Here is a 22,535-nt window from a genome sequence, read left to right on the forward strand (position 1 = left end):
CTCTCTGCTTATCATTCAAGTAACTGTCTAAATGCCTCTTCTAACATTAATTAACATCACTTTTGTGACACTATCCCCAAAGAGTCATCCCACTTCACTCCAACCAACTTATGCTCTTTAATACCAACTTTCGGTGATGAATTATCTAAAACTCCAAATTACTCATATTTCATTTATTTCTTTTCCACTGAATCCCTTTTAAATACTTCTGCAAAAAAATTCATATCCTATTGACATTTACCAATTTTGCTTTTATAGTACATTACAACACTAATGCACTATGTTACATTGGAATGAAAGGGGGTTTTTCGATGCACGTTCATCTAGATGGTACAACACCGATTTATATTCAAATTGCTGAATGGCTACAGCACGAAATCATTGCCGATCGATTACAGGCTGACGAGAAGGTCTATTCACAATACCAGCTAGCTGAATTATTCAATATAAATCCTGCTACAGCTGGTAAAGGGCTGACAATTTTACTTGAAGAGCAACTTTTATATAAAAAACGGGGGTTAGGTATGTTTGTCGCTACGGATGCAAAGGAACGGATTTTAATGAAACGTCGAAACGAAATATTGACGAAAATGGCACAAGAAATCGTATTAGAGGCAAAACGTTTACTTGTATCTGATGAAGAATTGCTAGTGCTTATTCGAAAAACACAGGAGGGATTGGAATGAATATTATTCAATGTGAGGAGTTATCTAAAAGCTTTGGACGCCGTCATGCACTACAGCGCGTAACCTGCGCTATTGATGCAGAGAAAATTATCGGTATTATTGGTCGCAATGGTGCTGGTAAGTCGACATTACTTAATATTTTTGCAGGCTATATAAAGCCTACAACTGGTTCATGCAAAGTGTTTAATGAAAATCCCTTTAATATTATTCAAACTGCTGCCAATATGATTTTTATCGATGATCGATTAAGCTTCTCAGATTACTTATCGCTCAAAGATATTCTAAAGATGGGGGCTGATTTTTATCCTAATTGGCAAAATGAGTTAGCTTATCGCATGCTCGATTATGCAGGGATAGATCTGACAGCAAAGCATCAGCAACTATCTAAGGGTCAATTAGCAACCTTTAACCTTGTTTACGGATTAGTAAGTCGCTGTGCCATAACGATTTTAGATGAACCAATGAATGGTATGGACGAAGCGATTCGTACGGATTTTTACAGAGCGATCCTAAAGGAATATATCGCCTTTCCACGAACATTTTTAATTACTAGTCACCATTTACAAGAGATGGAATCTATTTTAGAAGAAATTTTATTGATAGATGAAGGCTCTGTCATTGCCCACGCGCCAATGGATGAATTTAAAGAACAGCTCATATCACTTAGCGGACCAAGTGATGCACTTGCGGATCTACTCTCTGAGACGGAAGTTTACGCTCAAAAGATTGTGGCAGGGATGACCTCAGCTATAGTAGATGCTAGTAAACTATTCGTCTCAGAAGAAATACTTCGAACAAAAGGCATCATGCTATCGTCCCTTACCGCAAGTGAAGTGTGCAAGTATTTAACAAGTAAAAAAGGAAGTGATATTGATGCAATCTTTGACTAATATTTCCCTTAAAGCGATTGTAATAAAACAAGTGAAATGGAAAGCAAAATTAAATATTTCTGCCCTTAGCTCCTTAATTATCTTACTAATCATTTTTGGTGTTTTAACATCTAGCTCTGGAAGTGGATCTTATGGTTCTGGGTCTGGAATTTTAGATGTCCAATTCTCTATTTATTCACTCGATATATTTCTTATTATTTCAGCAATATGGGCATTTATTGTTGCACTTCTTTTTACAACAAAAGCATATCGTATTGATGATTTATCCGTTGTTTCTAGTCGGACATCTAGCGCCATTGCAAATATATTGGTCATGATTATATACAGTTTTATCGCAGTTATCCTTATGATTTCGACTTACTATTTACAAGTATTAGAGATTTTGTTAGTAGAAAAGAAATCTTTTGTACTAGACCATCTATTTATTTCACCATCAATATTACTATTATGTTTCAGTAGCATCTGTTTATTTGGCGCAATCGGCTTACTATTTGGCTCCAGCTTCAAGGGGCCCGTAGTTATAAAAGTATTTCTATCGACTTTTATACTGTTTAGCTTTATATACATTTTTATGGCACCCAATTCTATTAACATTGGTTCGCTAATGATGTTACCAAATCTTATGATTAGTGTTCTTTATTTGCTTGTGGCTACACTGTGCTTTAGCCTCACTATTTGGATTGCTAATAAATCGGAGGTGTCTCGTAAATGATAGCAACATTTTCCTTGTTTTTTATTCCACTACTGCTCGTAGCGGCATTTTTTCTACTAAGTAAATTAGGTAAAAAAACTAAAAAATTTTGGACACCAAAGCGTATTATGATTGGCATTACTAGTTATATCGCACTTGGACTAACTGCCTTCCTATATATTAGCTTTTTTTCAGAATCAAACATATCACTGCTTTCTCCTTCAGAAATGAAACAAATTGAGAAAAAAATGGATCAAATCCGAAAGTATGACCAAGAATACGATTCTTCGTATTTAACTGAGGATTATAAAAAGAAAACATGGGAAATTAACTTTAATGGAGATACATTGCCTGTTGTTATAAATGATAACAATAATTTAAGCTTGAATATTCGACAGCGTTATAATGACAATATTGAAGTGGGGAAAGCTCTTGTTACGTATTATCAATTTCCTTTCATAATAAATGGTATCGATCTTTCAGATGAAGTACCTTTACCTAATGTATTCGTGGCACAGAACCAGCTATTCATTGAATCTCTTTCTAAACAACAAGTAAATTATTATCGTATAAAAGCCACATTAGGTATCTTAGATTTTAATCGAGAGGTAGAACGTGAACGATTCAATTTGGACTATTCCTATTCAAATGTCTTAGTTATCGACATACCAAGAAGTACAGATTTAGAAGATTCCCAAGGACTTGTACAATATATAGAATAGTAAAAAACGGCTTATCACCTATAAATGAGAGCAAAAAATAAAGACAGTCCTATGTGATTTTTCACCACATTAAGACTGTCCTTTTTTATTTTCTACTTGTTTTTGATTTAATAGCACCAATAACAGCGGGTACAACTGAAATCAAGATAATTAATATAAGAACCGTTGAGAAGTTATTTTTAATAATAGGAATATTACCAAAGAAATAACCTAGTAATGTACAGCTGAGTACCCATAACACTGCACCTACAACATTATACATGATGAAGTAACCATACTTCATTTTACTAGCCCCTGCAACAAATGGTATGAATGTACGGATGAAAGGCATAAAACGCGCGATGACAATCGTTTTTCCACCGTGTTTATTAAAGAACTTTTCTGCTGCTTCCATACGTTCTTTTTTTACGACTCTTCCAAGGAAGCTCTTTGGTGGAATGGATGTCCCTACTTTATGACCAATATGATAGTTCATCGTATCCCCTAAAATTGCAGCCGCTAAAAACACGGGAATTAATATCCACATATTAAATGCGCCCATTGCTGCTGCTAATGTACCACTTGCAAAAAGCAATGAATCACCTGGCAGGAATGGGAAAATTACGACACCTGTTTCAACAAAAACAATTGCAAATAGAACGAAATAACTCAAATTACCAAACTTACGAATGATCTCTTCTAAATGCACATCAATATGCATAATAAAACTAATTAACTCCTTGATGAGTTCTATCATTTTTCCGTATGCTCTCTTTCAATTAAATTTTCTAAAGGCTTTGACGTAGCTAACCATCAAAGGGTTCCATTCTTGTTTACTGTCTATAGTGTTACTTCTTCCTCACTATATGACAAGCCTTTAAAAAGTATGTAGATTTCACAAGTTTGATTTTATCACTTCCAGACATATACACTCAACTTATTTAAATAAGTGGCCATGCTTTTTTACATTGCTGTAATATTTGCCTAAAGTAAAACTTCAATCAGTTGGTGTTCCTCATCCCTCACTAGAGGAACACCAGCTAAAATCTCACATCCCGTGAAACTGTTTGTGTGTCCAACTTCCTAACGCTACGTTTGCTACGCTTTCGCACATAAAATGTTGCCCCTAATCAATAGAACTTTTACGGGCAGTTGATCTCCCACTATATTTATTGCTTCTCTTAAATCTTGAACTGTGAATCTGACTGTTCATTAATACTGGATAAAAAAAGCTACTATTTTTCAATAGTAGCTGCTGTTTCTTATACTTTTTCTTTTAATGTACGACGCAAAATTTTTCCTGTCGTATTTTTCGGTAATTCATCGATAATCTCAATTACTTTAGGAACCTTGTATTTCACCATATGCTTTGCACAGTATGCGAGAAGGTCTTCTGTTGAAGTTGCTTCTGCATCTTTTAAGACAACATATGCATGAACTGCCTCACCTAAGTTAGGGTCGGGGTAACCTATAACTGCCGCTTCAACGATATTATTATGAGCAAAGAGTACTTCTTCAACCTCTCTTGGATAGACGTTAAATCCGCCTACAATAATCATATCTTTTTTACGGTCAACGATGTAGAAGTACCCTTCTTCGTCCACTTTTGCTAAGTCCCCTGTGTATAACCAGCCATCACGTATAGCCATCGCAGTTTCTTCAGGTAACTTATAATAGCCCTTCATAACGTTAGGCCCTCGTACAATTAGCTCCCCTACTTCGCCAACGGGCACTTCTTGACCATGAACATCCACCACCCTATTTTCAACATTGGAAATGGACGTCCCAATAGAACCTGCCTTACGCTCACGATCCAACGGGTTAAAGCACGTTACTGGTGAAGCTTCCGATAAGCCAAAGCCCTCTGAAACACGCACATTAAATTTCTTCTCGAAATTATGTAATAGTGCTACCGGTAAAGACGCGCCACCTGAAATCGCTAAACGTATTGTTGAGAAATCTTCAGGGTTGCTTTCAGGTAATTGATACAAGAAGTTATACATAGTTGGCACACCAGCGAAGACTGTTGCTTTTTGTTCCTTCGTTAATTTAAAGATTTCAGTTGGACTAAAACGTGGTTCAAGTAAAACCGTTGCTCCACTCAATAAAGGTGCATTGACAACGACAGTTAACGCAAATACATGGAAAACTGGTAATGTAGCAATAACACGATCATCTGCTTGATAGCCTAAATAATGCGCAACATCTCGTGCATTCGAATAGATATTTCTATGAGTCAGCATTGCACCCTTTGGAGTACCTGTCGTTCCTGAAGTATATAAAATAATTGCATTATCATCATCAGCTACTTCTACTGGTTGGAAAGAGTCCGATGCACTAGCAATTACTTGTGAAAATAAATGTATTTTTGCCTTTGCCTCTTCGGATAAAGTCGTTACTTTTTCAGCAACATCTGCTGTTGTTTCACAAACAACAAATGTTTTTACTTTTGGAAATGCATGTACACCCATTTCTACTAATGGTAGAAGTGCATCAAGTGCAATAACAGCTTTTACATCACCATTATGCAAAATATACGAAATTTCATCCGGTGTATAGATTGGATTGATCGGAATTGCCGTTGCTCCTAAACGCATTGTTGCATATAACGCAATTAAATAATGTGGTGTATTGCCGAGTAAAAACCCCACATGGTCCCCTTTTTCTACCCCTAAATCTTGTAACCCCTTTGCAAAGCGACCAACTGTGTGTTCAAACTCACCGTACGTCGTATCTTTCCCCATAAAATGATACGCAATTTTATCCGGTTGCTCTAATGCTTGTTGACGAACACTTGAAACTAAATTCAATTACACCATCCCCTTATCGTATAAAATGAATCATTATTCAGTAATATTATATAAGAAATATATCTAAAAGACAACGAGACTTTTTATTTCATGTCGTAAATCACGTCAAATAATTCATTTTTTTCTCTCTCGTACGTCTTGATTACGAACGAATATGCGAGATGTATCGCCAACGAATCAAATAAAAATAGACTACTTGTATTAAAACAAAAAAACCAAAAGCAAAGACAACTTCTTTGACAATGGAAATATTAGCAATATCCTTCAAGATGCCTTGAACCATAAGAAAAGCAAAGGCGCTATGCATCATTGCAACACCCCATGGCAAGAAAAATTGCGGGAATAAATGACGATTCACAAGCTTTTTGAGCTCTGTATCTGTTAAGCCCATTCGCTTTAAGACATCGAATTTACGCTTTTCTCTTTCAAGAGAAGCATGCAGTTTAAAGTAAACGAAGCTACCTGCTGCTAATAAAAATACCGTTGCTACTAAGACCCCTACTAATGTGAATAATGAGTAAGTAGCTAATACATAAGAATAATCTAACCCTGCATTTACAAAGAAAAATGGGCTAAATCTATTCTTCTTATTAAAATATTGAGATGCTTTTAACTCCTCTATATCCTTGCCGATATCTTTCGTCTCTATCCACTGAGGAATATAAAAGGTAAATAAATGATAGGTTGGCTGCATAACGTCTTTATCGGCAATCGGCTTTCTAAGCTTACTAAAATCCTCATCGCTTATTACTATAGAATTCACACTAACAATAGATCCTGGGAATACTATTTTAGGATATACGCTATCAATTGTTATCGGGATAGAGTTTTCTTCTAATACAGTATGCACAACTTTATTTTTTAGTTTTTTTAGAGAATCTTCCGAGTATGGTATAAACACTGCCTCTCCTGATGCCAAATCAAGTAATGGGTAACTATAGGAAGAAAGCAATACATTCATATCTGATTCCCGAAAAACTTCAACCTCATTGTGAGTATATGAAGATGTTTGCTTGATGACAACAAAGCGCGATAAATGATAGGACAGACCCTTCTCCTCTAATTGAATCCGTAAAGAGGCGATATGATTTCGCTCATATGGATTGTCGAAATCTCCCTTATAGACAAGTCCTAGTGGATTTAAACGATCATATTGTATTGTATATGATGACATTGTGGCTAAAACACCGACCGATAAAAAGGCCATTGTTGACACCATCGTTACTACAAAAAACATTTTCACATTGTCCATCATAATATGCGTTTGCTCAGCTAACGAAAGAAGGCGATAGCGTTGCCAATGAAATTTCCGTTTACCCCGCGCTTTATCTAAAAAGCAAGGTAAGGAATCGCTGAACAAATAATATGTTCCGAATGTCGCTAAAAACGGGATTAATAATGTTAAACCAATCAAAGATGTTTTCGATACGATAAATGCTAGTAAGTATGTTGATAAAACAAGGGCAATACCAAATACAGCACGAATTTTAGAATACGTTGCAGTACTATTTAAATAGTCATTCCCCTTTAGAAGATCACGTAATTTTCTTTCACGTGTAAAATACACACTAATAAAGGAAATGACTACAAAAGCACTTGTAAAGACACCAATCGTTAGTAAGAATGGCTGCCATGAAACATATAAAGGTAAATCATCTAAATGTAAAATTTCTCGAACAATCATGAAAAAGAATTTCGAGAATGAGAAACCAAATATAATCCCAACAAAAATAGATCCCGCTCCAATAATCATTGTCTCCAAAAAGACAAGCCTATTCATCTGGCGTTTTTCCATTCCTAAATGTAATAAAATTGCAAACTCATGTGATCTAGCCTCTAAAAAAGCACTCATCGAATAATATAAAAAGAATAAGGTAAAAAGGACGAGTACGATTTCAGCACCAACCATCCCAATTAACGATGCTTCTCCTAAAATCCCTTGTTCAATATCCGGATGAAACACGAGCATCGAATAGATAAAAAACACTGCCACAGAAAAAAAGCTTGCCATGAAAAAGGCACCGTATATACGGCTGTTCCGTACGACATTACGGTAAGCGAATTGTCGAAAGGTCACCTACTTGTCCTCCTCCTAGTAAGCTCAAAACATTTAATATTCTCTGGAAAAACATTTGACGACGGTCATCTTTGTAAATTTCATTGAAAAATTCACCATCTTTAATAAATAAAACGCGATCGCAGTAGCTAGCTGCAATTGGATCATGTGTTACCATTACGATCGTTGTTCGTTTTTCCTGATTGATTTTTGTTAAAAGTTCAAGTACATCACGCGAAGAATTCGAATCTAAATTTCCTGTTGGCTCATCTGCTAAAATGAGACTTGGATTATGAATAAGTGCCCGTCCAATGGCTGTTCTTTGTGCTTGTCCACCTGATATTTCATTTGGGCGTTTATGCAAGAATGAGGTTAAATCGAGTTTTTCCACAATGCTTGCAAGACGCTCCTCCATTACTTCTAATGGCTGTTGATCTAATGTAAGGGGCAGCACAATATTCTCTTCCACTGTCAGCATATGCAAAAGATTAAAATCCTGAAAAATAAAACCAAGCTGTCTTCTTCTAAAGTAGGCTAGCTCAGTTGCTTTCAGCGTATGAGGATTCATGCCATCTAATATGATTTCTCCACTCGTTGGTTCATCAATCGTAGAAATAATATTCAATAATGTTGTTTTTCCACTACCTGATGGACCCATGACAGCTAAAAACTCACCTTCCTCTACGTCAAAACTTAGTTGATTTAACGCACGATGAGTTACTTTCCCTTCATACACCTTCGTCACGTCTTTTATTTGTAAAATAGGCATACCTTGTTCACCTTATTTCTTGATTAATTCCATGGATTCTGGTAAAAGCCATTGCAGTACTACCTCAAAGCCAATTTGAAAATGTGGCTCTGTTAATGATTCAGCTGACTTATTGCCATCCTCCTCTACTAGACTAAAGCAATGCGAACCAACAATTACATCCCAGGCATCCATTTCACCTTCAATTATTTCTCCACAAATCGTATAATGCCCACTGTACATCACCTGTTCACCTTCTACAGGAAAAGCGTTAAGTAAAGTTGGTTTATGTAAGTCTAGCCCAAGCTTATTCGAAAAATGCATTACTTCTTCATTAAGTAAAAGACTAGCCTTACGAAAATTTTTGCAGGATAAACAATCACAAACACCGTTATGCGACTCGTATAATGCCTCTGTTTTTTCTGTCTCTACATGTAAAACCCATTCATCCAAACGTACTTCTGTCATTTCCGATCCCCCTAATTCGTAAATGTCACTGTAACAACAGTTCCTTTTCCTACCTCTGATGTAATGTTTAATTCGTGACCGAGTTTTTCACAGATTTCTTTCGCTAAATATAAGCCCATACCTGTGGATTCCCCAGTTTTACGCCCATTCTCACCAGTAAAAAAGGCTTTAGTGACACGAGAAAGATCCGATGCTGGAATACCTATACCTTCATCACAAATGGCTAATTGTACGCAGTCATCCTTTTTAATGGCAGAAATCGATATTTTTTTATTTGTTTCAAAAGTATATTTAACCGCATTCGTTACGAATTGCCCGAGAATAAAGCGAAGCCACTTTGAATCACTTGCTACAATGATGTCATCCTCAATATGGATTTCTGGGAAAACACGTTTCGTAATAAATAAACGTTTATTTTCATTAACAGTTGCAGTCACAATCGTTTTTAAAGGAACCTGTTCTACTTGCATATCCTCTTCAAAATTTTCTAATCGAGCATTCACCAACACCATATCCAAGCCTCTCCGCAAGCGATCAATTTCCTCTTGTACATTCTTTTTATCGAGAGGACGCTCATCCTGTAATAATAGTTCAATAACAGAAATCGGTGTTTTCATCTGATGCACCCATTGATTAATAAACTGATCATGTCGTTTTTGGCCTGCATATAACGATTGAAGCTCATGCTTATATAGTCGATATAGTTCATGCATATATTTCTCAGCCTGCACCGCCTCAGGTGTTTTAGCATTTTTTCGCAACACATCCTCCATAGTTTTAGGAAGCTGTGATATTTTTAATAAATAACGTTGACGCATTAAATAACGGATAAGTAAAAACGAGGCTAACAACACTAAACTAATACAGAAGGAATAAATAGCAGTATCAACATTTCGAAAGCCGTCCAACCAATATAAGACCATGATGAAGCCGACTAATAAGAACTGGAATACAATGAACGATGCGTAATCACGCAAAAATAATTTCCAGCCCACTATAACTCACCTGCACTTAAAATAAAGCGATAGCCCGCTCCACGTACCGTTTCTATAGAAGACGTAATATGATAATCAGCTAGCTTTTTCCGCACTCGTGTCATATTGACGTTCAATGTATTCTCATCGACAAATGCCTGATCGTCCCAAAGCTCTTCTAACAATTGTTCACGTGTCACAACTTTAGGAGCATTTCTCATTAACAGTTCTAAAATGATACATTCTTTTTTCTGAAGTGGAATCTCTAAATCATTTTTATGAAGCTCCATTCTTTCTAAATGAAGAACAAGCTGTCCTTGTTTAATTGTCCGTTCCTCTTGTCTTGCTGAATATTCGCCATATGTACGACGCAAGTGACTACGGATTTTAGCCAGTACAATCTCGTAATTAAATGGCTTCGTAATGAAATCATCGCCCCCATTTTCTAGCGCAAAAATTTGATCCATTTCCCCAGAACGGGCGGAAATGAAAATAATTGGACAAGTTGTATGTTGACGTAGTTGGCGACACCAATAGTAGCCATCGTACGAAGGTAAATTTATATCAAGCAACACCATATGTGGATTAAATGCTGTAAATTCTTCAATGAGATGATCAAATTCTTTGATCGTTTCAACTTCGTATTGATATTTTCTAAGCGTTTCTGCGAGCAATGACGCAATCTTTACATCATCTTCGACAATAAATATTCGATGCTTCTCCATACCAACACTCCTTTCTATCCTATATTGTATCAAAAAAAGGTCCGTCGACATAACTGTCAGCGAACCTTTTGTAGCAAAAGTTAACATGATTCTATTTATTAGAAATCATTTGTAGTGCTTATCATCAAAGCGTGAGGTTGATTTCCGTTCCGGCTGGCGCTTTGTTGCTGTCGCTTCGCTTTCGCACAGAGCAAAGCTTCCTGGGGGCGTCCGATGAGCCGCTTCGCTTCGCTGCAGGGTCTCATCTATGACGCTGATCCCCAAGGAGTCGCCAACCTCCACTCCAATCAACTTATGTTCATGGTACACGTTTTAACAAATGCTGCCATCCCCTATTTTTTAGTGGTGAATTCTCAATAAGGACATTTGCCAATTTCTACACAAGCTTTTCTTAATAAATTAGTTGTAAAAACTCTTCTGTCGCAATTCCACCAAAGTATGTTGGAATATCAATATCCGTTAACGCCTCAGCAATTGCCGTTCGATCATAGTTTGTCCCAACTAATCGTTGTTCCACATCTGCCATGTCGCCCACACCGAAGAAATCACCAAAAATATGCGCTTCCTCAATAATTCCGTGTTTCACCTCTAAGCGAATATCAATGCCTCCTGTTGGAAAACGATGTGTTTTTTGAATATTAAAGCGTGGTGATTTGCCATAGTTCCATTCCCATGTTTGATAACGCTCAGCAGATAGCTTGTGAATATTTGCCCAGTCTTCCTCCGTTAACTCATAATAGCGAATATTTTCTTCTCCACCGAAAATCGATTTTAAAATTTCTAAGCGGAATTCTTCGACTGTCATCATATCCTTTAAAAACTCAGAAATATTAGCTACTCGTGAACGAATCGATTTAATGCCCTTTGATTCAATTTTATCTTTCTTCACCTTTAATGCGGATACAACAGCATCAATTTCTGTATCAAACATTAACGTACCATGGCTAAACATACGGCCCTTTGTAGAAAACTGTGCGTTCCCAGAAACTTTACGTCCTTCCGCTAAAATGTCATTGCGGCCTGAAAGCTCAGCATGAACGCCCATTTTTGCAAGTGCATCTACAACAGGCTGAGTGAATTTTTTATAATTCATAAAGCTATCGCCATCGTCTTTAGTGATAAAACTGTAGTTAAGATTCCCTAAATCATGATACACTGCGCCTCCACCAGAAAGACGACGTACAACGATAATGCCATTATCCTCCACGTAATCTGTATTGATCTCTTCGATAGTATTTTGATTTTTACCAATAATGATTGAAGGTTGATTAATGTAAAAAAGTAGCACTGGCTCCTTCTCAACATCCATCGTTTTTAATAAATACTCCTCAATGGCAAGGTTAATGCGTGGGTCATGAATCCCTTTATTATCAACGAATATCATAAATTCCGTTTCCTCCTTCACAAAATATCCATATTTATTTTAACGTAAATTAGGCATTTTGTGTTGACGAAACGCTTCTGTTATAATACACTAGGAAATATCAAAACAGTAATAGTACAGATGAACTTAAAGGAGGAGTCCACAATGTTAGAAAATGTAGTTGAATTTTTCAAGAACCTACCTGCAAAGCAATGCACAGAATGCGGTGAAAAAATTGAAGAACAAAGTGAATGCTACAGCAACACTTGTGAAAAATGTAACCACCTATAAGCATTTGCCTATTCTGTAATTGTCATATACGTGCCCCACACGTAGTAATAATGACATCCCTCATCATATTTTGATGAACCATTAATTAAATCTCTTACACTTACAAAACAGCAGCTGATACGCTCATATCAGCTGCTGTTTTTTGTATGCTTTTTTTTGCATTGCCAGACAATCATCCAACCATAAAAAAACACCCATCAATATCGATGGGTGTAAAAATTCCTTTTTTTAGTTTTCCTCGGCTACTTTTGAGTAACGTTTTGTGTGTAGTAACATGAAATAACCGAAAGTAATAGCTAAGAACGCTACTAGGAAGCCTGCTAGAATTCCATAGTTTTGCATTAAGAATGATGTATCACCAGTTGAGATACTTGCTTTAAATGCTGAAACAGTATATGTCATTGGTAATAGTTTATTAAATACTTGTAATGGTGATGGGATTAACTCAAGTGGGAATGTACCCGCACTTGTTGTAAGTTGTAAAATTAATACAACAATCGCCATGAAGCGTCCTGGATCACCGAAAATAGATACTAACATTTGAATTAAAGCTAAGAAAACATAACTTGTTAATAATGCTGTTAGGAAGAAGTATCCAAAATTGTTTACTTCAAGGCCTAAGCCCCATTTTACAATAACCACTGTTAATATAGTTTGAATTAAGCCGACTATTGCTAAAACTGAAGCTTTACTTGTAAACCAAGCTGCTCCATTTTTTGGACGAATCGCTGGTTCCACAAGTGGGAAAACGATAGAGATTAATAACGCACCAACGAATAAACCAAGAGAAATAAAGTATGGTGAGAAACCTGTTCCATAGTTAGGTACATGGTTAACAGATTCTTTATCCACCTCAACTGGGCTACCTACCATATCATAAGTGTCTTTACTTGCATGAACTTCTTTTGCTTTTTCACTTGCTTCACCTAATTTGCCAGATAAAGTTGATGTACCATCTACAAGTTCAGTTGTACCATCAGCAAGCGTTGCAGAACCTTCAGCTAATTCACCTGATTTAGATGCAAGCGTTGATGTACCTTGATTTAATGTTGTTGAACCACTTGCTAGCTCATTTAAACCTGAAGCCAATGTTTTAGAACCTGTTACGGCTGTTTTAACACCAGCATTTAATTCACCTAATTTTTGAGCAAGTGTTGCATTACCAGCTTGAAGACCTTTTGCTCCTTCGATTAATGCACCACTTTTTGAAGTTAACTCATTAGCACCTGCTAACACTTGTGATTGACCCGCTGCAATTTGTGATGCACCAGAACTTACTTGGTTAGCACCAGCTTGTAATTTTTCTGTACCAGCAGTTAAAGAACTTAGGCCATTATGCACGCTTGCACTTCCTGCTTGTAGCTCTGCTAATGATTGTTTTAATACTGCCGCTTGCTCTTCAGGCAATGAAGCCATCATGCCTTGTAATTGATTAGATAAAGCAGTGATGCCTGCTTCTACTTTTGCAGAACCCGCTGTTAATTGGCCTGCTGCACCATTTAATGCGCCTGCATTATCAGCAATTGAAGCTGCGCCTGCACTAATTTGTTGTTGTTTATCGCTAATTGTAGCTAGACCTGATTGAACCTTCGCTACCCCCTGTGTATATTGTGATACACCTTGCGAAAGAGTTGTTGCTCCTGTTGCTGCTTGCTGTGCACCGTTTTGTAACTGTACAGTACCGTCTTGTAATTTTACTAAGCCAGTAGATAAGTCATTAGCGCCTTTTGCAGCATCTCCAGCACCTTTAGTAATTTTATCTGTACCATTTGACAATTCAACTGTACTTGATGCTAGTTGCTCAAGATAACCTTTTAAATCTTTTGCACCATTAGCTAAAGTTTTAGCACCTTCATCTAGCTTATTCGAGCCATCTGCAGCCTCTGTAAAGCCATCTCCAAGTGTTGTAATAGAATCAAATAATTTTTCTGCATAAGTAGCAGAAACTTGCGCATTCACCTCCGCACGTACACGGTCCATTGCTGTTTCACCAATCTGTGCACCAAGGAAGTTCAATCCTTCATTCGGAATATAATTCATGACTAGTTTAGAAGGTTTGTCATCTAATAACGTAGTCGCATGCTCAGAGAAATTTGTTGGAATTTCTAGAATCATATAATAGTCTCGGCCATGTAAGCCTTTTTCAGCTTCTTCTTTAGAAACGTCAATAAACTTAAATTCGTTACTATCGACAAGCTTATCGACTAATTCTTTCCCTAAATCTAATTTAACTCCTTCCATTTCAGCGCCCTTATCTTCATTGACAACAGCTACTGGCAAATTCGGAAGGCCTTTATACGGATCCCAGAACGCCCATAAAAACATGCCGGCGTACATGACTGGGATAAATAATACAGCGATTATTGAAACAAGCATTTTTCTTGTTTTTAAGATTTTCAGCCACTCAGCTTTAATCATAAGTTTTCTTCACTCCTATACTATTTGACCGAAAACGTCAGTCGGTCATTTTCATTCAAAAAAAAACCTAAATCCTTACTAGATTGTCATTGATTCACCTTTTAGCTAAGTCGAATCAAGTTAAAACTAGCCCACGGAAGATTGTTTGCTTAAAAAGATTTAGTATCTTTTCTTCTGGAATAATGTCGCCATGTAGTTCATGCCAATCAACGACAAATGCTAGATACGCCTTTAGCAACAGAAAGCTTACTAATTCTGCATCACAGTCTCTAATTTCTCCTTTAACGATACGTCTTTGTATTAATTCAGTAACGTAGGATAAAATTTCAGTTTCAATGCGAACTAAAACTTGTTTAACTGCTGGCGTTCGTAGCTCCTTTTCTTCCTCTAATAACTTCGCAAATAAAAGATGTTTTTCACGGAACTGTAGCATTTTCATTAAAGCATTATGTGCATTATCCATAAAGCTTGCTGATGCATCCAACACTGCATCTGCTTCTGCTTGCATCTCTCGTACAAGTGACATAGCTATCTCTTGAAATAAAATTTCTTTATTTGCAAAGAATGTGTAAATCGTCCCTTTACCGACGTTGGCGATTTTAGCCACTTGCTCCATCGTTGTTGCCTTGTAACCAAACAATGTAAAGGATTTTGCAGCTGCTTCAAGAATTTCCTGCCTACGATCCATTAGTAACATCCTTTCTTGTTATGTTATGTACATGCCTTTGTACACGAAAATGATAATGACCAGAAAACCGTTTCGGTCATCTGGTCATTATCATATTCCTATTTTAAAAATAATGCAAGCATTTAATGGGTATTTTTTTCGTGATCACTATGCTCAGCATCCTCTGATGTATCATTACCGTGATTCATCATGTTATGATCCATGCTGTTGTTATTTGCTTTTTCGTCCTCTGGTAAAACTTTCGTCATATCAGGGTTGCCAGCAGTAATTTGTTGCTTCGGCATACTATGAACACCATTGCCTGTAGTAGTATGAGCATACATATAATATACACCATCGTGGTCAAATTTAGTCGTCGCTTTATAAACGCCATCTTTCTCTAATTTACCGTTAACCATTTGCCCTTGATCACGTTTACCAGATTCCCATACTTCGAATTCAACAACTGCATCATCCACGTTTTTTCCACCTTGTACAACATGTGCAGCAAGTTCAATTGTTTCATTGATCGCTACTTCTTTCGGTGTTAAAATTTCAACTTCTGGTATTTGAGCTACCTCAGGCTCTGGTAAAGCTGCTGGCTCTTTCTTTTCTCCGCAACCTACTAATAATGCAGGTACTGCTACTAATGCTAATAACCATTTTTTCATGTTTTTTATTCCTCCATTAACGGCAATGTGATTTTTACAACTGTGCCTTTTTCAACTTCACTTTCAATCTCTATCTTGCCATGTAACTGCTTCAACAACTGTTCTACAATCGACAAGCCTAGTCCACTGCCTCCATCTGCTCGGCTCCGCGCTTTGTTAACACGATAAAAGCGCTCCGTTACATGCGATAAATCCTCTTGTGGGATACCCATGCCATAATCCTTAATGATAATTTGTGCACTACCATTATCCTCAAAAGCAGTAATTTCAACCTTTGACTGCTCATACGAGTAATTAATGGCATTTTCAATAATATTAATAAAAATTTGTTTCAACTTTACTTCATCAACTTTAATGATTAATGCATCATCAGCATCTAAATGGAGTGCAATGCTCTTTTTCTCTGCTTGATGAGTTAATATTTTTTGCACCTCACGTAATGTTTCGGCAAGAGGAATTGGATATAAAGTAATTTCTGCTTGTTCATTTTCCATACGTGCAAGTTGAAGTAATTCATTTGTTAAGCGTTCCATTCGATTTGCCTCACGTACAATCAGCTGGATCGTTTCCTCTTTTTGTTTTTCTGGAATAATGCCATTCTGCATTGCTTCACTATACCCTTTTACATAACTAATGGGTGTCCGTAGCTCATGTGAAACTGTGGCTAAAAACGTTTTTTGAGCCTCATCCTCTTGTTGTATCGCCTCTGCCATTTGATTAAAGGTGCTCGATAATCTCCCAATTTCATCTTTTGAATGAACTGGCACGCGTGTTCCATAGTTTCCATATGACATTTGCTCAACAGCTCTTTGTAAATTACTTAATGGTCGCATAATATGACGAATTCCTTTATAAATTAAATAGCTGATGACAATTAAAAATATAAAGGCACTGACAAATAAGAAAATGACTTCATTATTCGCTAACTCACTAATTTTAGCTAGAGGGAAGTAAATATAAATAATTCCTTCAAGCCTATTTTGATCTACTAGTGGAAGTACTACCGAAATTAGCTGTCTATCAAATCGGGGCTCATACCCAATTTTTTGTACATATTCACCTGCAAGTAATTGCTGTCTCTCTTCTGAACCAATTAATGTTTCGAAATCAATATCAAACGGCACACAGGCACTTAGTTCTCGAGGATTTCTTACTGCAAAAATATTCAAATTAGAGTAATTGGCATAATGTTCAATATCAGCAATAAATTCATCCGTTACCTTGCTACCGGTATACATCGTTTGTAGCTTTGTCCCTACTTCTACCATCATCTCTTCCGTGTCTTCTACATAAAGTCGTTCATATAAATAATCAGTCAGGACATACATGAAGACAACGGTAATGATTAAAAATGCAAAGATTAATAGCCAAATGCGTGTTGAAATCTTTTTCATTCGCCTGGATCAAAGCGATAGCCCACTCCCCAGACGGTTTGAATATGCTCTGCTGCTTCCTTTCCAAGCTTTATACGTAAGGTTTTGATATGAGTGTCAACAGTTCTTGTTCCCCCTACATAATCAATATCCCAAATGCGTTCTAGTAATTGCTCTCTTGTATAAGCATTCCCAGGATTTTTCATAAATAAATGTAATAGTTCGAATTCCTTTAAAGTAAGCGGAATACTCTTTCCATCAACAGATACCTTTCGTGCAATCTCATCTATTTTAATAGGTCCCAACATCACATATTTTTGCTGCAATTCTTCAATATTAGTACCACTTCTTCTTAGCACAGCATGGATTCGCGCAACTAGTTCATCATTTGTAAAGGGTTTTACAATATAATCATCTCCGCCAATAGTTAGGCCTTTAACTTTATCCTCATTTGCATCACGTGCTGTCAAGAAAATAATTGGTATATTCGACATCGCACGTATACTTTGACAAACTGCAAAGCCATCTTCATGCGGCATCATCACATCAAGTAGAACTAAATCAATTTTTTCACGTACAATAATATCGTAGGCTTCTGTACCACTCGCTGCTGTTAAGGTCTCAACTTTTGCATTATGGAGCATCATTTCTATTAAATTACGCATATCTTGCTCATCATCAACAATTAATACAGTTGTCACATTTTTTCCTCCCTCACTAACAATTGAAATGCACCTTTCCCCACATCAACTGTTTTTTTCACCTGACCTTCTTTTATGAAATACAAAGTATGGTCATCATAGCCAGCGACAACAATATAGTCTTTAAACTGATTTACGACAAATGGATTAGCTCCTACCTCTTGCTGACATTTCACATTTCCATCAAAGTCGGCAACATATAATTCATTCCGTCCATGACTAACGACGAGGACAGCATCCTTTGTTTTGGTTAATCCGACAGGCATTAAAGGCATTTCTATCTCCCCATGTTTGACTCCTGTCATAAGATCATATTTTTTTACAGAGCTATTTGGTTTACTTCCTTCTCCATGACCACCAATCCATAGTTCATTTTTCTCTTCAAGAATTGCTATTCCATGTGATGATTTTTGAATCGGCCACTCTTGCTCAACCTTTAGATTCTCAATATTTAACACTGATAATTTCGTATCTTTATAATTAATCACATATAGCTTATCTTTATAGGCTGCCATTGACATAGGATAATTACCAAGCTTCTGTGTTGCCAGTTCGTTGCCCTTCTCATCAAAGCTTGTCACGGTATTTGTTTTGCTATTCGTAATAAAAAACTGTTTTCTATTTTCAGCATAAAACGCATTCGTTGTACCAAGCTTTACTTTTTTGGAATAGAGCTTCTTTCCGGTTGATAATGTATAGACGTCAATTTCATCTAATTGATGACCATATAATAACACACGATCATTTTCGAGCAGTATCGCCCCTGAGTAAGCTTTGTCAAATAACCATGTTGCTATCACATTACCTTGTTCATCTATAAAATCTAGGGAAGGCTCTTGTATATTTAAGGACGCAATAAAATTCTGATTGCGTTCAATAGGCTCAAACGATTTCTCCGTACACCCTACTAGCCATACGAGCTGCACTAAAGAAAAAATGAAAAATGCCCATTTTTTCAACATCATCACCTCTGTTTCTTAACTATACTTCACAATTGTGAAATTCGCGTGAAACTTGAGAGGTAAATTTATGACAAAGAAAACAAGCAAATTTCACGATTATTATAATGTAATACTACATCTACGAGCATTTATCCAACCAAAAAATATAGTAGCACATATACTACAAAGATTATGGTAAGGAGGAATCGACTTTATGGTGTCAATTAGCTTATGTATGATTGTGAAAAATGAAGAAGATGTTATTGGTAGATGTCTAGCATCTGTAAAAGGCTTAGTCGATGAGATTAATATCATAGATACAGGCTCTACCGACAATACGAAGCAAATTGTTAAACAGTATACAGATCGCATTTTTGATTTTGAATGGATTCATCATTTTGCAGCTGCAAGGAATTTTTCATTTCATCAAGCAACAAAGGAGTACATTTTATGGCTAGATGCAGACGACGTATTATTAGAGGCGGATCAGGAAAAATTTAAAGCACTAAAAGAATCCTTGACCCTTGATATAGATGCCGTTTCGATGAATTATAATTTAAGCTTTGATAATGAAGGAAATGTAAGTTCTTTATTAAGAAGATATCGCTTAGTAAGAAGAGATAATCAATTCCAATGGATAGGTGCCGTACACGAATATTTAGAAGTCAGTGGAAAACTATGGGATAGTGATATCGCTGTCAGCCATTTACCACTTAGTCATGATCATACGCGGAATATTAACATTTATAAGCAATTAGTTGAATCAGGAGAAACTCTCTCTCCACGGGATACATTTTATTACGCAAATGAATTACTAGATCATGGACAATTTGAGGATGCAATATTTTACTATGAAACGTTTTTAACTTCTAAATTAGGCTGGGTAGAAGATAATGTTCGAGCCTGTTTCAAATTAGCAGATTGTTATTCTCATTTAAATGATACAGAAAATAATTTGAGTTCCATTTTCAGAAGCTTTGAATATGATATTCCACGTCCAGAAGCGTGTTGTAGACTTGGTTTTCATTTTATGGAACAAGCAAAAAACTATGAAGCAATATTTTGGTATGAACAAGCACTTATCATCAAGCAAAATCCTAACGCCCCTTTTCAAAATAAAACCTTTACGACATGGTTACCCCACTTACAACTTTGTGTCCTCTTTGATCGGTTACAACAATATGAAACTGCCAACGCACATAATGAATTAGCCAGATCCTTTTTACCAAATGATGAAAAAATATTACACAATAAAACATATTTTGATCGGATTTTAAATAAGGATAATGCAACTTAATTTTCTTCTATATTAATGGGTTAGTTAGTACATTGAAGTAATATTTAAATTCTAGTAATAGGTTTTAACAATATATTGAATAAAAATACTTTTATTGCTTTCGATATTTTTAGAATAACCAAGTAGTTAACTGTCTATTTCACCTTTTCCCTCTATGAATACGATATTTAAGAGAGGAGGTGAAACAATGCATTTTGGAAAATTTACAGATAGAGTTTGTAGCAAATGCAATACATTCCCATGTTGTTGTAATACTTGCCCTGCTCCAAACTGTCCTATTTGGCCTGTTAAACCTGGAAGAACTGGCCCTACAGGAAGTACTGGGGCGACTGGTGTAACCGGGGCGACTGGGGCGACTGGTACAACCGGAGCTACCGGGGCTACTGGGGCTACTGGCGTTTCTGGGACGACTGGTGTTACTGGTTCTACCGGCTCTACTGGGGCTACTGGGGCTACTGGCGTTTCTGGTTCGACTGGAGCTACTGGTTCTACCGGTGTTACTGGGGCGACTGGGGAACCTGGAGCTACTGGCGTTACCGGCTCTACTGGCGTTACTGGGACGACTGGCGTTACTGGTTCGACTGGGGCAACTGGCGTTACTGGGGTGACTGGTTCTACCGGTGTTACTGGGGCGACTGGGGAACCTGGAGCTACTGGCGTTACTGGGACGACTGGTGTTACTGGTGTTACTGGTTCTACTGGTTCTACTGGTTCTACTGGCTCTACTGGGGCGACTGGAATTTCTGGTTCGACTGGAGCTACTGGTTCTACCGGTGTTACTGGGGCGACTGGGGAACCTGGAGCTACTGGCGTTACCGGCTCTACTGGTGTTACTGGGACGACTGGCGTTACTGGGACGACTGGGGCGACTGGGGCGACTGGGGCGACTGGCGTTTCTGGTTCGACTGGGGCGACTGGGGCGACTGGGGCGACTGGCGTTTCTGGTTCGACTGGGGCGACTGGGGCGACTGGTGCTACTGGGGCAACTGGCGTTACTGGGGCGACTGGGGAACCTGGAGCTACTGGTGTTACTGGTTCTACCGGCTCTACTGGGGCGACTGGCGTTTCTGGTTCGACTGGAGCTACTGGTTCTACCGGTGTTACTGGGGCGACTGGGGAACCTGGAGCTACTGGTGTTACTGGTTCTACCGGCTCTACTGGGGCGACTGGCGTTTCTGGTTCTACTGGTGCTACTGGTTCTACCGGTGTTACTGGGGCGACTGGGGAACCTGGAGCTACTGGCGTTACCGGCTCGACTGGGGAACCTGGAGCTACTGGCGTTACTGGGACGACTGGTGTTACTGGTTCTACTGGCTCTACTGGGGCGACTGGCGTTACTGGGGCTACTGGTGCTACTGGTTCTACCGGTGTTACTGGGGTGACTGGGGAACCTGGAGCTACTGGCGTTACCGGCTCTTCTGGTGTTACTGGGGCTACTGGTGTTACTGGTTCTACTGGTGTTACTGGTTCTACTGGTGCTACTGGTTCTACCGGTGTTACTGGGGTGACTGGGGAACCTGGAGCTACTGGCGTTACCGGCTCTTCTGGTGTTACTGGGGCGACTGGTGTTACCGGGCCTACTGGCTCTACTGGTGCTACAGGGGCTACTGGGGACATCGGACCGACTGGCGTTACTGGGGCGACTGGTGCTACTGGGGCTACTGGTACAACCGGGGCGACTGGGGACATTGGATCGAATGGCGTTACCGGCTCTACTGGTGTTACTGGTGTTACTGGTGTTACTGGTGTTACTGGTGTTACCGGTGTTACCGGGGACACTGGACCTACTGGTGTTACTGGTGTTACTGGTGTTACCGGGGACACTGGACCTACTGGTGCTACTGGCGTTACTGGTTCTACAGGTGTAACTGGGGCGACTGGTACAACCGGGGCAACTGGGGACATCGGATCGACTGGCGTTACCGGCTCTACTGGTGTTACTGGGACGACTGGCGTTACTGGTTCTACTGGGGCGACTGGTGAACCTGGAGCTACTGGCGTTACTGGTTCTACTGGTTCTACTGGTTCTACTGGTTCTACTGGTTCTACTGGTTCTACTGGTTC

Annotated in this window: 21 protein-coding genes; 7 read left to right on the top strand and 14 right to left on the bottom strand. The window is 38.1% G+C overall.

Going from position 1 to position 22,535, the window contains the following annotated elements; all coding sequences use genetic code 11:
* Positions 1 to 311 precede the first annotated feature (311 nt).
* Genes ACQKOF_RS15850 through ACQKOF_RS15865 form a run of 4 tightly spaced genes read left to right on the top strand, consistent with a single transcriptional unit; the run spans position 312 to position 2,989 of the window.
* A complete protein-coding gene (locus ACQKOF_RS15850; RefSeq protein WP_370048365.1) occupies positions 312 to 686 on the top strand; it encodes a GntR family transcriptional regulator in 375 nt (124 codons plus the stop codon).
* Positions 683 to 1,576, top strand: a complete 894-nt coding sequence (locus tag ACQKOF_RS15855; protein ID WP_427558914.1) for an ATP-binding cassette domain-containing protein — start codon at positions 683 to 685, stop codon at positions 1,574 to 1,576. The genes ACQKOF_RS15850 and ACQKOF_RS15855 overlap by 4 nt, the downstream gene beginning before the upstream one ends.
* A complete protein-coding gene (locus ACQKOF_RS15860) occupies positions 1,560 to 2,288 on the top strand; it encodes a hypothetical protein (protein WP_427558917.1) in 729 nt (242 codons plus the stop codon). Before ACQKOF_RS15855 ends, ACQKOF_RS15860 begins: the two co-directional genes overlap by 17 nt.
* Complete coding sequence (locus ACQKOF_RS15865; protein ID WP_427558920.1) at positions 2,285 to 2,989, top strand: hypothetical protein; 705 nt, start codon at positions 2,285 to 2,287, stop codon at positions 2,987 to 2,989. The genes ACQKOF_RS15860 and ACQKOF_RS15865 overlap by 4 nt, the downstream gene beginning before the upstream one ends.
* Positions 2,990 to 3,074: 85 nt before the next feature.
* Here the strand turns inward: ACQKOF_RS15865 and ACQKOF_RS15870 are convergent, their stop codons facing one another.
* The 8 genes from ACQKOF_RS15870 to ACQKOF_RS15905 all read right to left on the bottom strand — a co-directional run bounded on the left by ACQKOF_RS15870 (position 3,075) and on the right by ACQKOF_RS15905 (position 12,133).
* Positions 3,075 to 3,722 carry a VTT domain-containing protein gene (locus tag ACQKOF_RS15870; RefSeq protein WP_427559102.1) on the bottom strand — a complete coding sequence of 216 codons (648 nt, stop codon included), beginning with the start codon at positions 3,720 to 3,722 and terminating at the stop codon, positions 3,075 to 3,077.
* Between the two features lie 508 nt (positions 3,723 to 4,230).
* Complete coding sequence (locus tag ACQKOF_RS15875) at positions 4,231 to 5,778, bottom strand: fatty acid--CoA ligase family protein (RefSeq protein ID WP_427558923.1); 1,548 nt, start codon at positions 5,776 to 5,778, stop codon at positions 4,231 to 4,233.
* 142 nt (positions 5,779 to 5,920) lie between these two features.
* Complete coding sequence (locus ACQKOF_RS15880) at positions 5,921 to 7,855, bottom strand: FtsX-like permease family protein (RefSeq protein ID WP_427558926.1); 1,935 nt, start codon at positions 7,853 to 7,855, stop codon at positions 5,921 to 5,923.
* Positions 7,827 to 8,603, bottom strand: coding sequence for an ABC transporter ATP-binding protein (locus ACQKOF_RS15885; protein ID WP_370048355.1), 777 nt, complete (start codon positions 8,601 to 8,603; stop codon positions 7,827 to 7,829). Before ACQKOF_RS15885 ends, ACQKOF_RS15880 begins: the two co-directional genes overlap by 29 nt.
* A gap of 12 nt (positions 8,604 to 8,615) precedes the next feature.
* Entirely contained in the window at positions 8,616 to 9,050 is a 435-nt protein-coding gene (locus ACQKOF_RS15890) for a hypothetical protein (protein ID WP_427558929.1), read from the bottom strand.
* A gap of 11 nt (positions 9,051 to 9,061) precedes the next feature.
* Positions 9,062 to 10,045, bottom strand: a complete 984-nt coding sequence (locus tag ACQKOF_RS15895; RefSeq protein WP_427558932.1) for a sensor histidine kinase — start codon at positions 10,043 to 10,045, stop codon at positions 9,062 to 9,064.
* Positions 10,045 to 10,749 (bottom strand): response regulator transcription factor, encoded by a 705-nt coding sequence (locus ACQKOF_RS15900; protein WP_427558935.1) that lies wholly within the window; start codon positions 10,747 to 10,749, stop codon positions 10,045 to 10,047. The genes ACQKOF_RS15895 and ACQKOF_RS15900 overlap by 1 nt, the downstream gene beginning before the upstream one ends.
* Positions 10,750 to 11,140: 391 nt before the next feature.
* Positions 11,141 to 12,133, bottom strand: a complete 993-nt coding sequence (locus tag ACQKOF_RS15905; RefSeq protein ID WP_427558938.1) for a lipoate--protein ligase — start codon at positions 12,131 to 12,133, stop codon at positions 11,141 to 11,143.
* A gap of 144 nt (positions 12,134 to 12,277) precedes the next feature.
* Between ACQKOF_RS15905 and yhfH the strand changes: the two genes are divergently transcribed.
* On the top strand, positions 12,278 to 12,403 hold the full coding sequence (gene yhfH, locus ACQKOF_RS15910) for a protein YhfH (RefSeq protein WP_012292204.1): 126 nt from the start codon (positions 12,278 to 12,280) through the stop codon (positions 12,401 to 12,403).
* A gap of 228 nt (positions 12,404 to 12,631) precedes the next feature.
* On the opposite strand, the gene ACQKOF_RS15915 is transcribed toward yhfH, so the two are convergent.
* From ACQKOF_RS15915 to ACQKOF_RS15940, 6 genes are all read right to left on the bottom strand, one after another.
* Positions 12,632 to 14,821, bottom strand: coding sequence for a YhgE/Pip family protein (locus ACQKOF_RS15915; RefSeq protein WP_427558941.1), 2,190 nt, complete (start codon positions 14,819 to 14,821; stop codon positions 12,632 to 12,634).
* Between the two features lie 115 nt (positions 14,822 to 14,936).
* Positions 14,937 to 15,509 carry a TetR/AcrR family transcriptional regulator gene (locus ACQKOF_RS15920; protein WP_427558943.1) on the bottom strand — a complete coding sequence of 191 codons (573 nt, stop codon included), beginning with the start codon at positions 15,507 to 15,509 and terminating at the stop codon, positions 14,937 to 14,939.
* Positions 15,510 to 15,631: 122 nt separating this feature from the next.
* Positions 15,632 to 16,159 (bottom strand): FixH family protein, encoded by a 528-nt coding sequence (locus ACQKOF_RS15925; RefSeq protein WP_427558946.1) that lies wholly within the window; start codon positions 16,157 to 16,159, stop codon positions 15,632 to 15,634.
* Between the two features lie 5 nt (positions 16,160 to 16,164).
* Positions 16,165 to 17,553 (bottom strand): sensor histidine kinase, encoded by a 1,389-nt coding sequence (locus tag ACQKOF_RS15930; RefSeq protein ID WP_427558949.1) that lies wholly within the window; start codon positions 17,551 to 17,553, stop codon positions 16,165 to 16,167.
* Positions 17,550 to 18,233, bottom strand: a complete 684-nt coding sequence (locus ACQKOF_RS15935) for a response regulator transcription factor (RefSeq protein WP_427558952.1) — start codon at positions 18,231 to 18,233, stop codon at positions 17,550 to 17,552. Before ACQKOF_RS15935 ends, ACQKOF_RS15930 begins: the two co-directional genes overlap by 4 nt.
* Positions 18,230 to 19,195: a YncE family protein gene (locus ACQKOF_RS15940; protein WP_427558955.1), complete on the bottom strand. Its 966-nt coding sequence runs from the start codon at positions 19,193 to 19,195 to the stop codon at positions 18,230 to 18,232. Before ACQKOF_RS15940 ends, ACQKOF_RS15935 begins: the two co-directional genes overlap by 4 nt.
* A gap of 193 nt (positions 19,196 to 19,388) precedes the next feature.
* Here ACQKOF_RS15940 and ACQKOF_RS15945 point away from each other — a divergent pair, with 193 nt between their 5' ends.
* The gene (locus ACQKOF_RS15945) at positions 19,389 to 20,471 is read left to right on the top strand and encodes a glycosyltransferase (RefSeq protein WP_427558958.1); all 1,083 of its coding nucleotides are present in this window, start codon (positions 19,389 to 19,391) and stop codon (positions 20,469 to 20,471) included.
* Between the two features lie 187 nt (positions 20,472 to 20,658).
* The coding region (locus ACQKOF_RS15950) for a beta strand repeat-containing protein (protein ID WP_427558961.1) at positions 20,659 to 22,535 on the top strand (1,877 nt) is incomplete at its 3' end.

Origin of the sequence: Lysinibacillus sp. NPDC093190 (assembly GCF_050280425.1) — a bacterium.
GTDB lineage: Bacteria > Bacillota > Bacilli > Bacillales_A > Planococcaceae > Lysinibacillus.

Bases quoted from the DNA above. Each gene is read 5' to 3' on its own strand.
- ACQKOF_RS15850 (WP_370048365.1), top strand. From the start codon at position 312: ATGCACGTTCATCTAGATGGTACAACACCGATTTATATTCAAATTGCT.
- ACQKOF_RS15855 (WP_427558914.1), top strand. From the start codon at position 683: ATGAATATTATTCAATGTGAGGAGTTATCTAAAAGCTTTGGACGCCGT.
- ACQKOF_RS15860 (WP_427558917.1), top strand. From the start codon at position 1,560: ATGCAATCTTTGACTAATATTTCCCTTAAAGCGATTGTAATAAAACAA.
- ACQKOF_RS15865 (WP_427558920.1), top strand. From the start codon at position 2,285: ATGATAGCAACATTTTCCTTGTTTTTTATTCCACTACTGCTCGTAGCG.
- ACQKOF_RS15885 (WP_370048355.1), bottom strand. From the start codon at position 8,603: ATGCCTATTTTACAAATAAAAGACGTGACGAAGGTGTATGAAGGGAAA.
- ACQKOF_RS15890 (WP_427558929.1), bottom strand. From the start codon at position 9,050: ATGACAGAAGTACGTTTGGATGAATGGGTTTTACATGTAGAGACAGAA.
- ACQKOF_RS15900 (WP_427558935.1), bottom strand. From the start codon at position 10,749: ATGGAGAAGCATCGAATATTTATTGTCGAAGATGATGTAAAGATTGCG.
- ACQKOF_RS15905 (WP_427558938.1), bottom strand. From the start codon at position 12,133: ATGATATTCGTTGATAATAAAGGGATTCATGACCCACGCATTAACCTT.
- yhfH (WP_012292204.1), top strand. From the start codon at position 12,278: ATGTTAGAAAATGTAGTTGAATTTTTCAAGAACCTACCTGCAAAGCAA.
- ACQKOF_RS15915 (WP_427558941.1), bottom strand. From the start codon at position 14,821: ATGATTAAAGCTGAGTGGCTGAAAATCTTAAAAACAAGAAAAATGCTT.
- ACQKOF_RS15920 (WP_427558943.1), bottom strand. From the start codon at position 15,509: ATGGATCGTAGGCAGGAAATTCTTGAAGCAGCTGCAAAATCCTTTACA.
- ACQKOF_RS15925 (WP_427558946.1), bottom strand. From the start codon at position 16,159: ATGAAAAAATGGTTATTAGCATTAGTAGCAGTACCTGCATTATTAGTA.
- ACQKOF_RS15930 (WP_427558949.1), bottom strand. From the start codon at position 17,553: ATGAAAAAGATTTCAACACGCATTTGGCTATTAATCTTTGCATTTTTA.
- ACQKOF_RS15940 (WP_427558955.1), bottom strand. From the start codon at position 19,195: ATGTTGAAAAAATGGGCATTTTTCATTTTTTCTTTAGTGCAGCTCGTA.
- ACQKOF_RS15945 (WP_427558958.1), top strand. From the start codon at position 19,389: ATGGTGTCAATTAGCTTATGTATGATTGTGAAAAATGAAGAAGATGTT.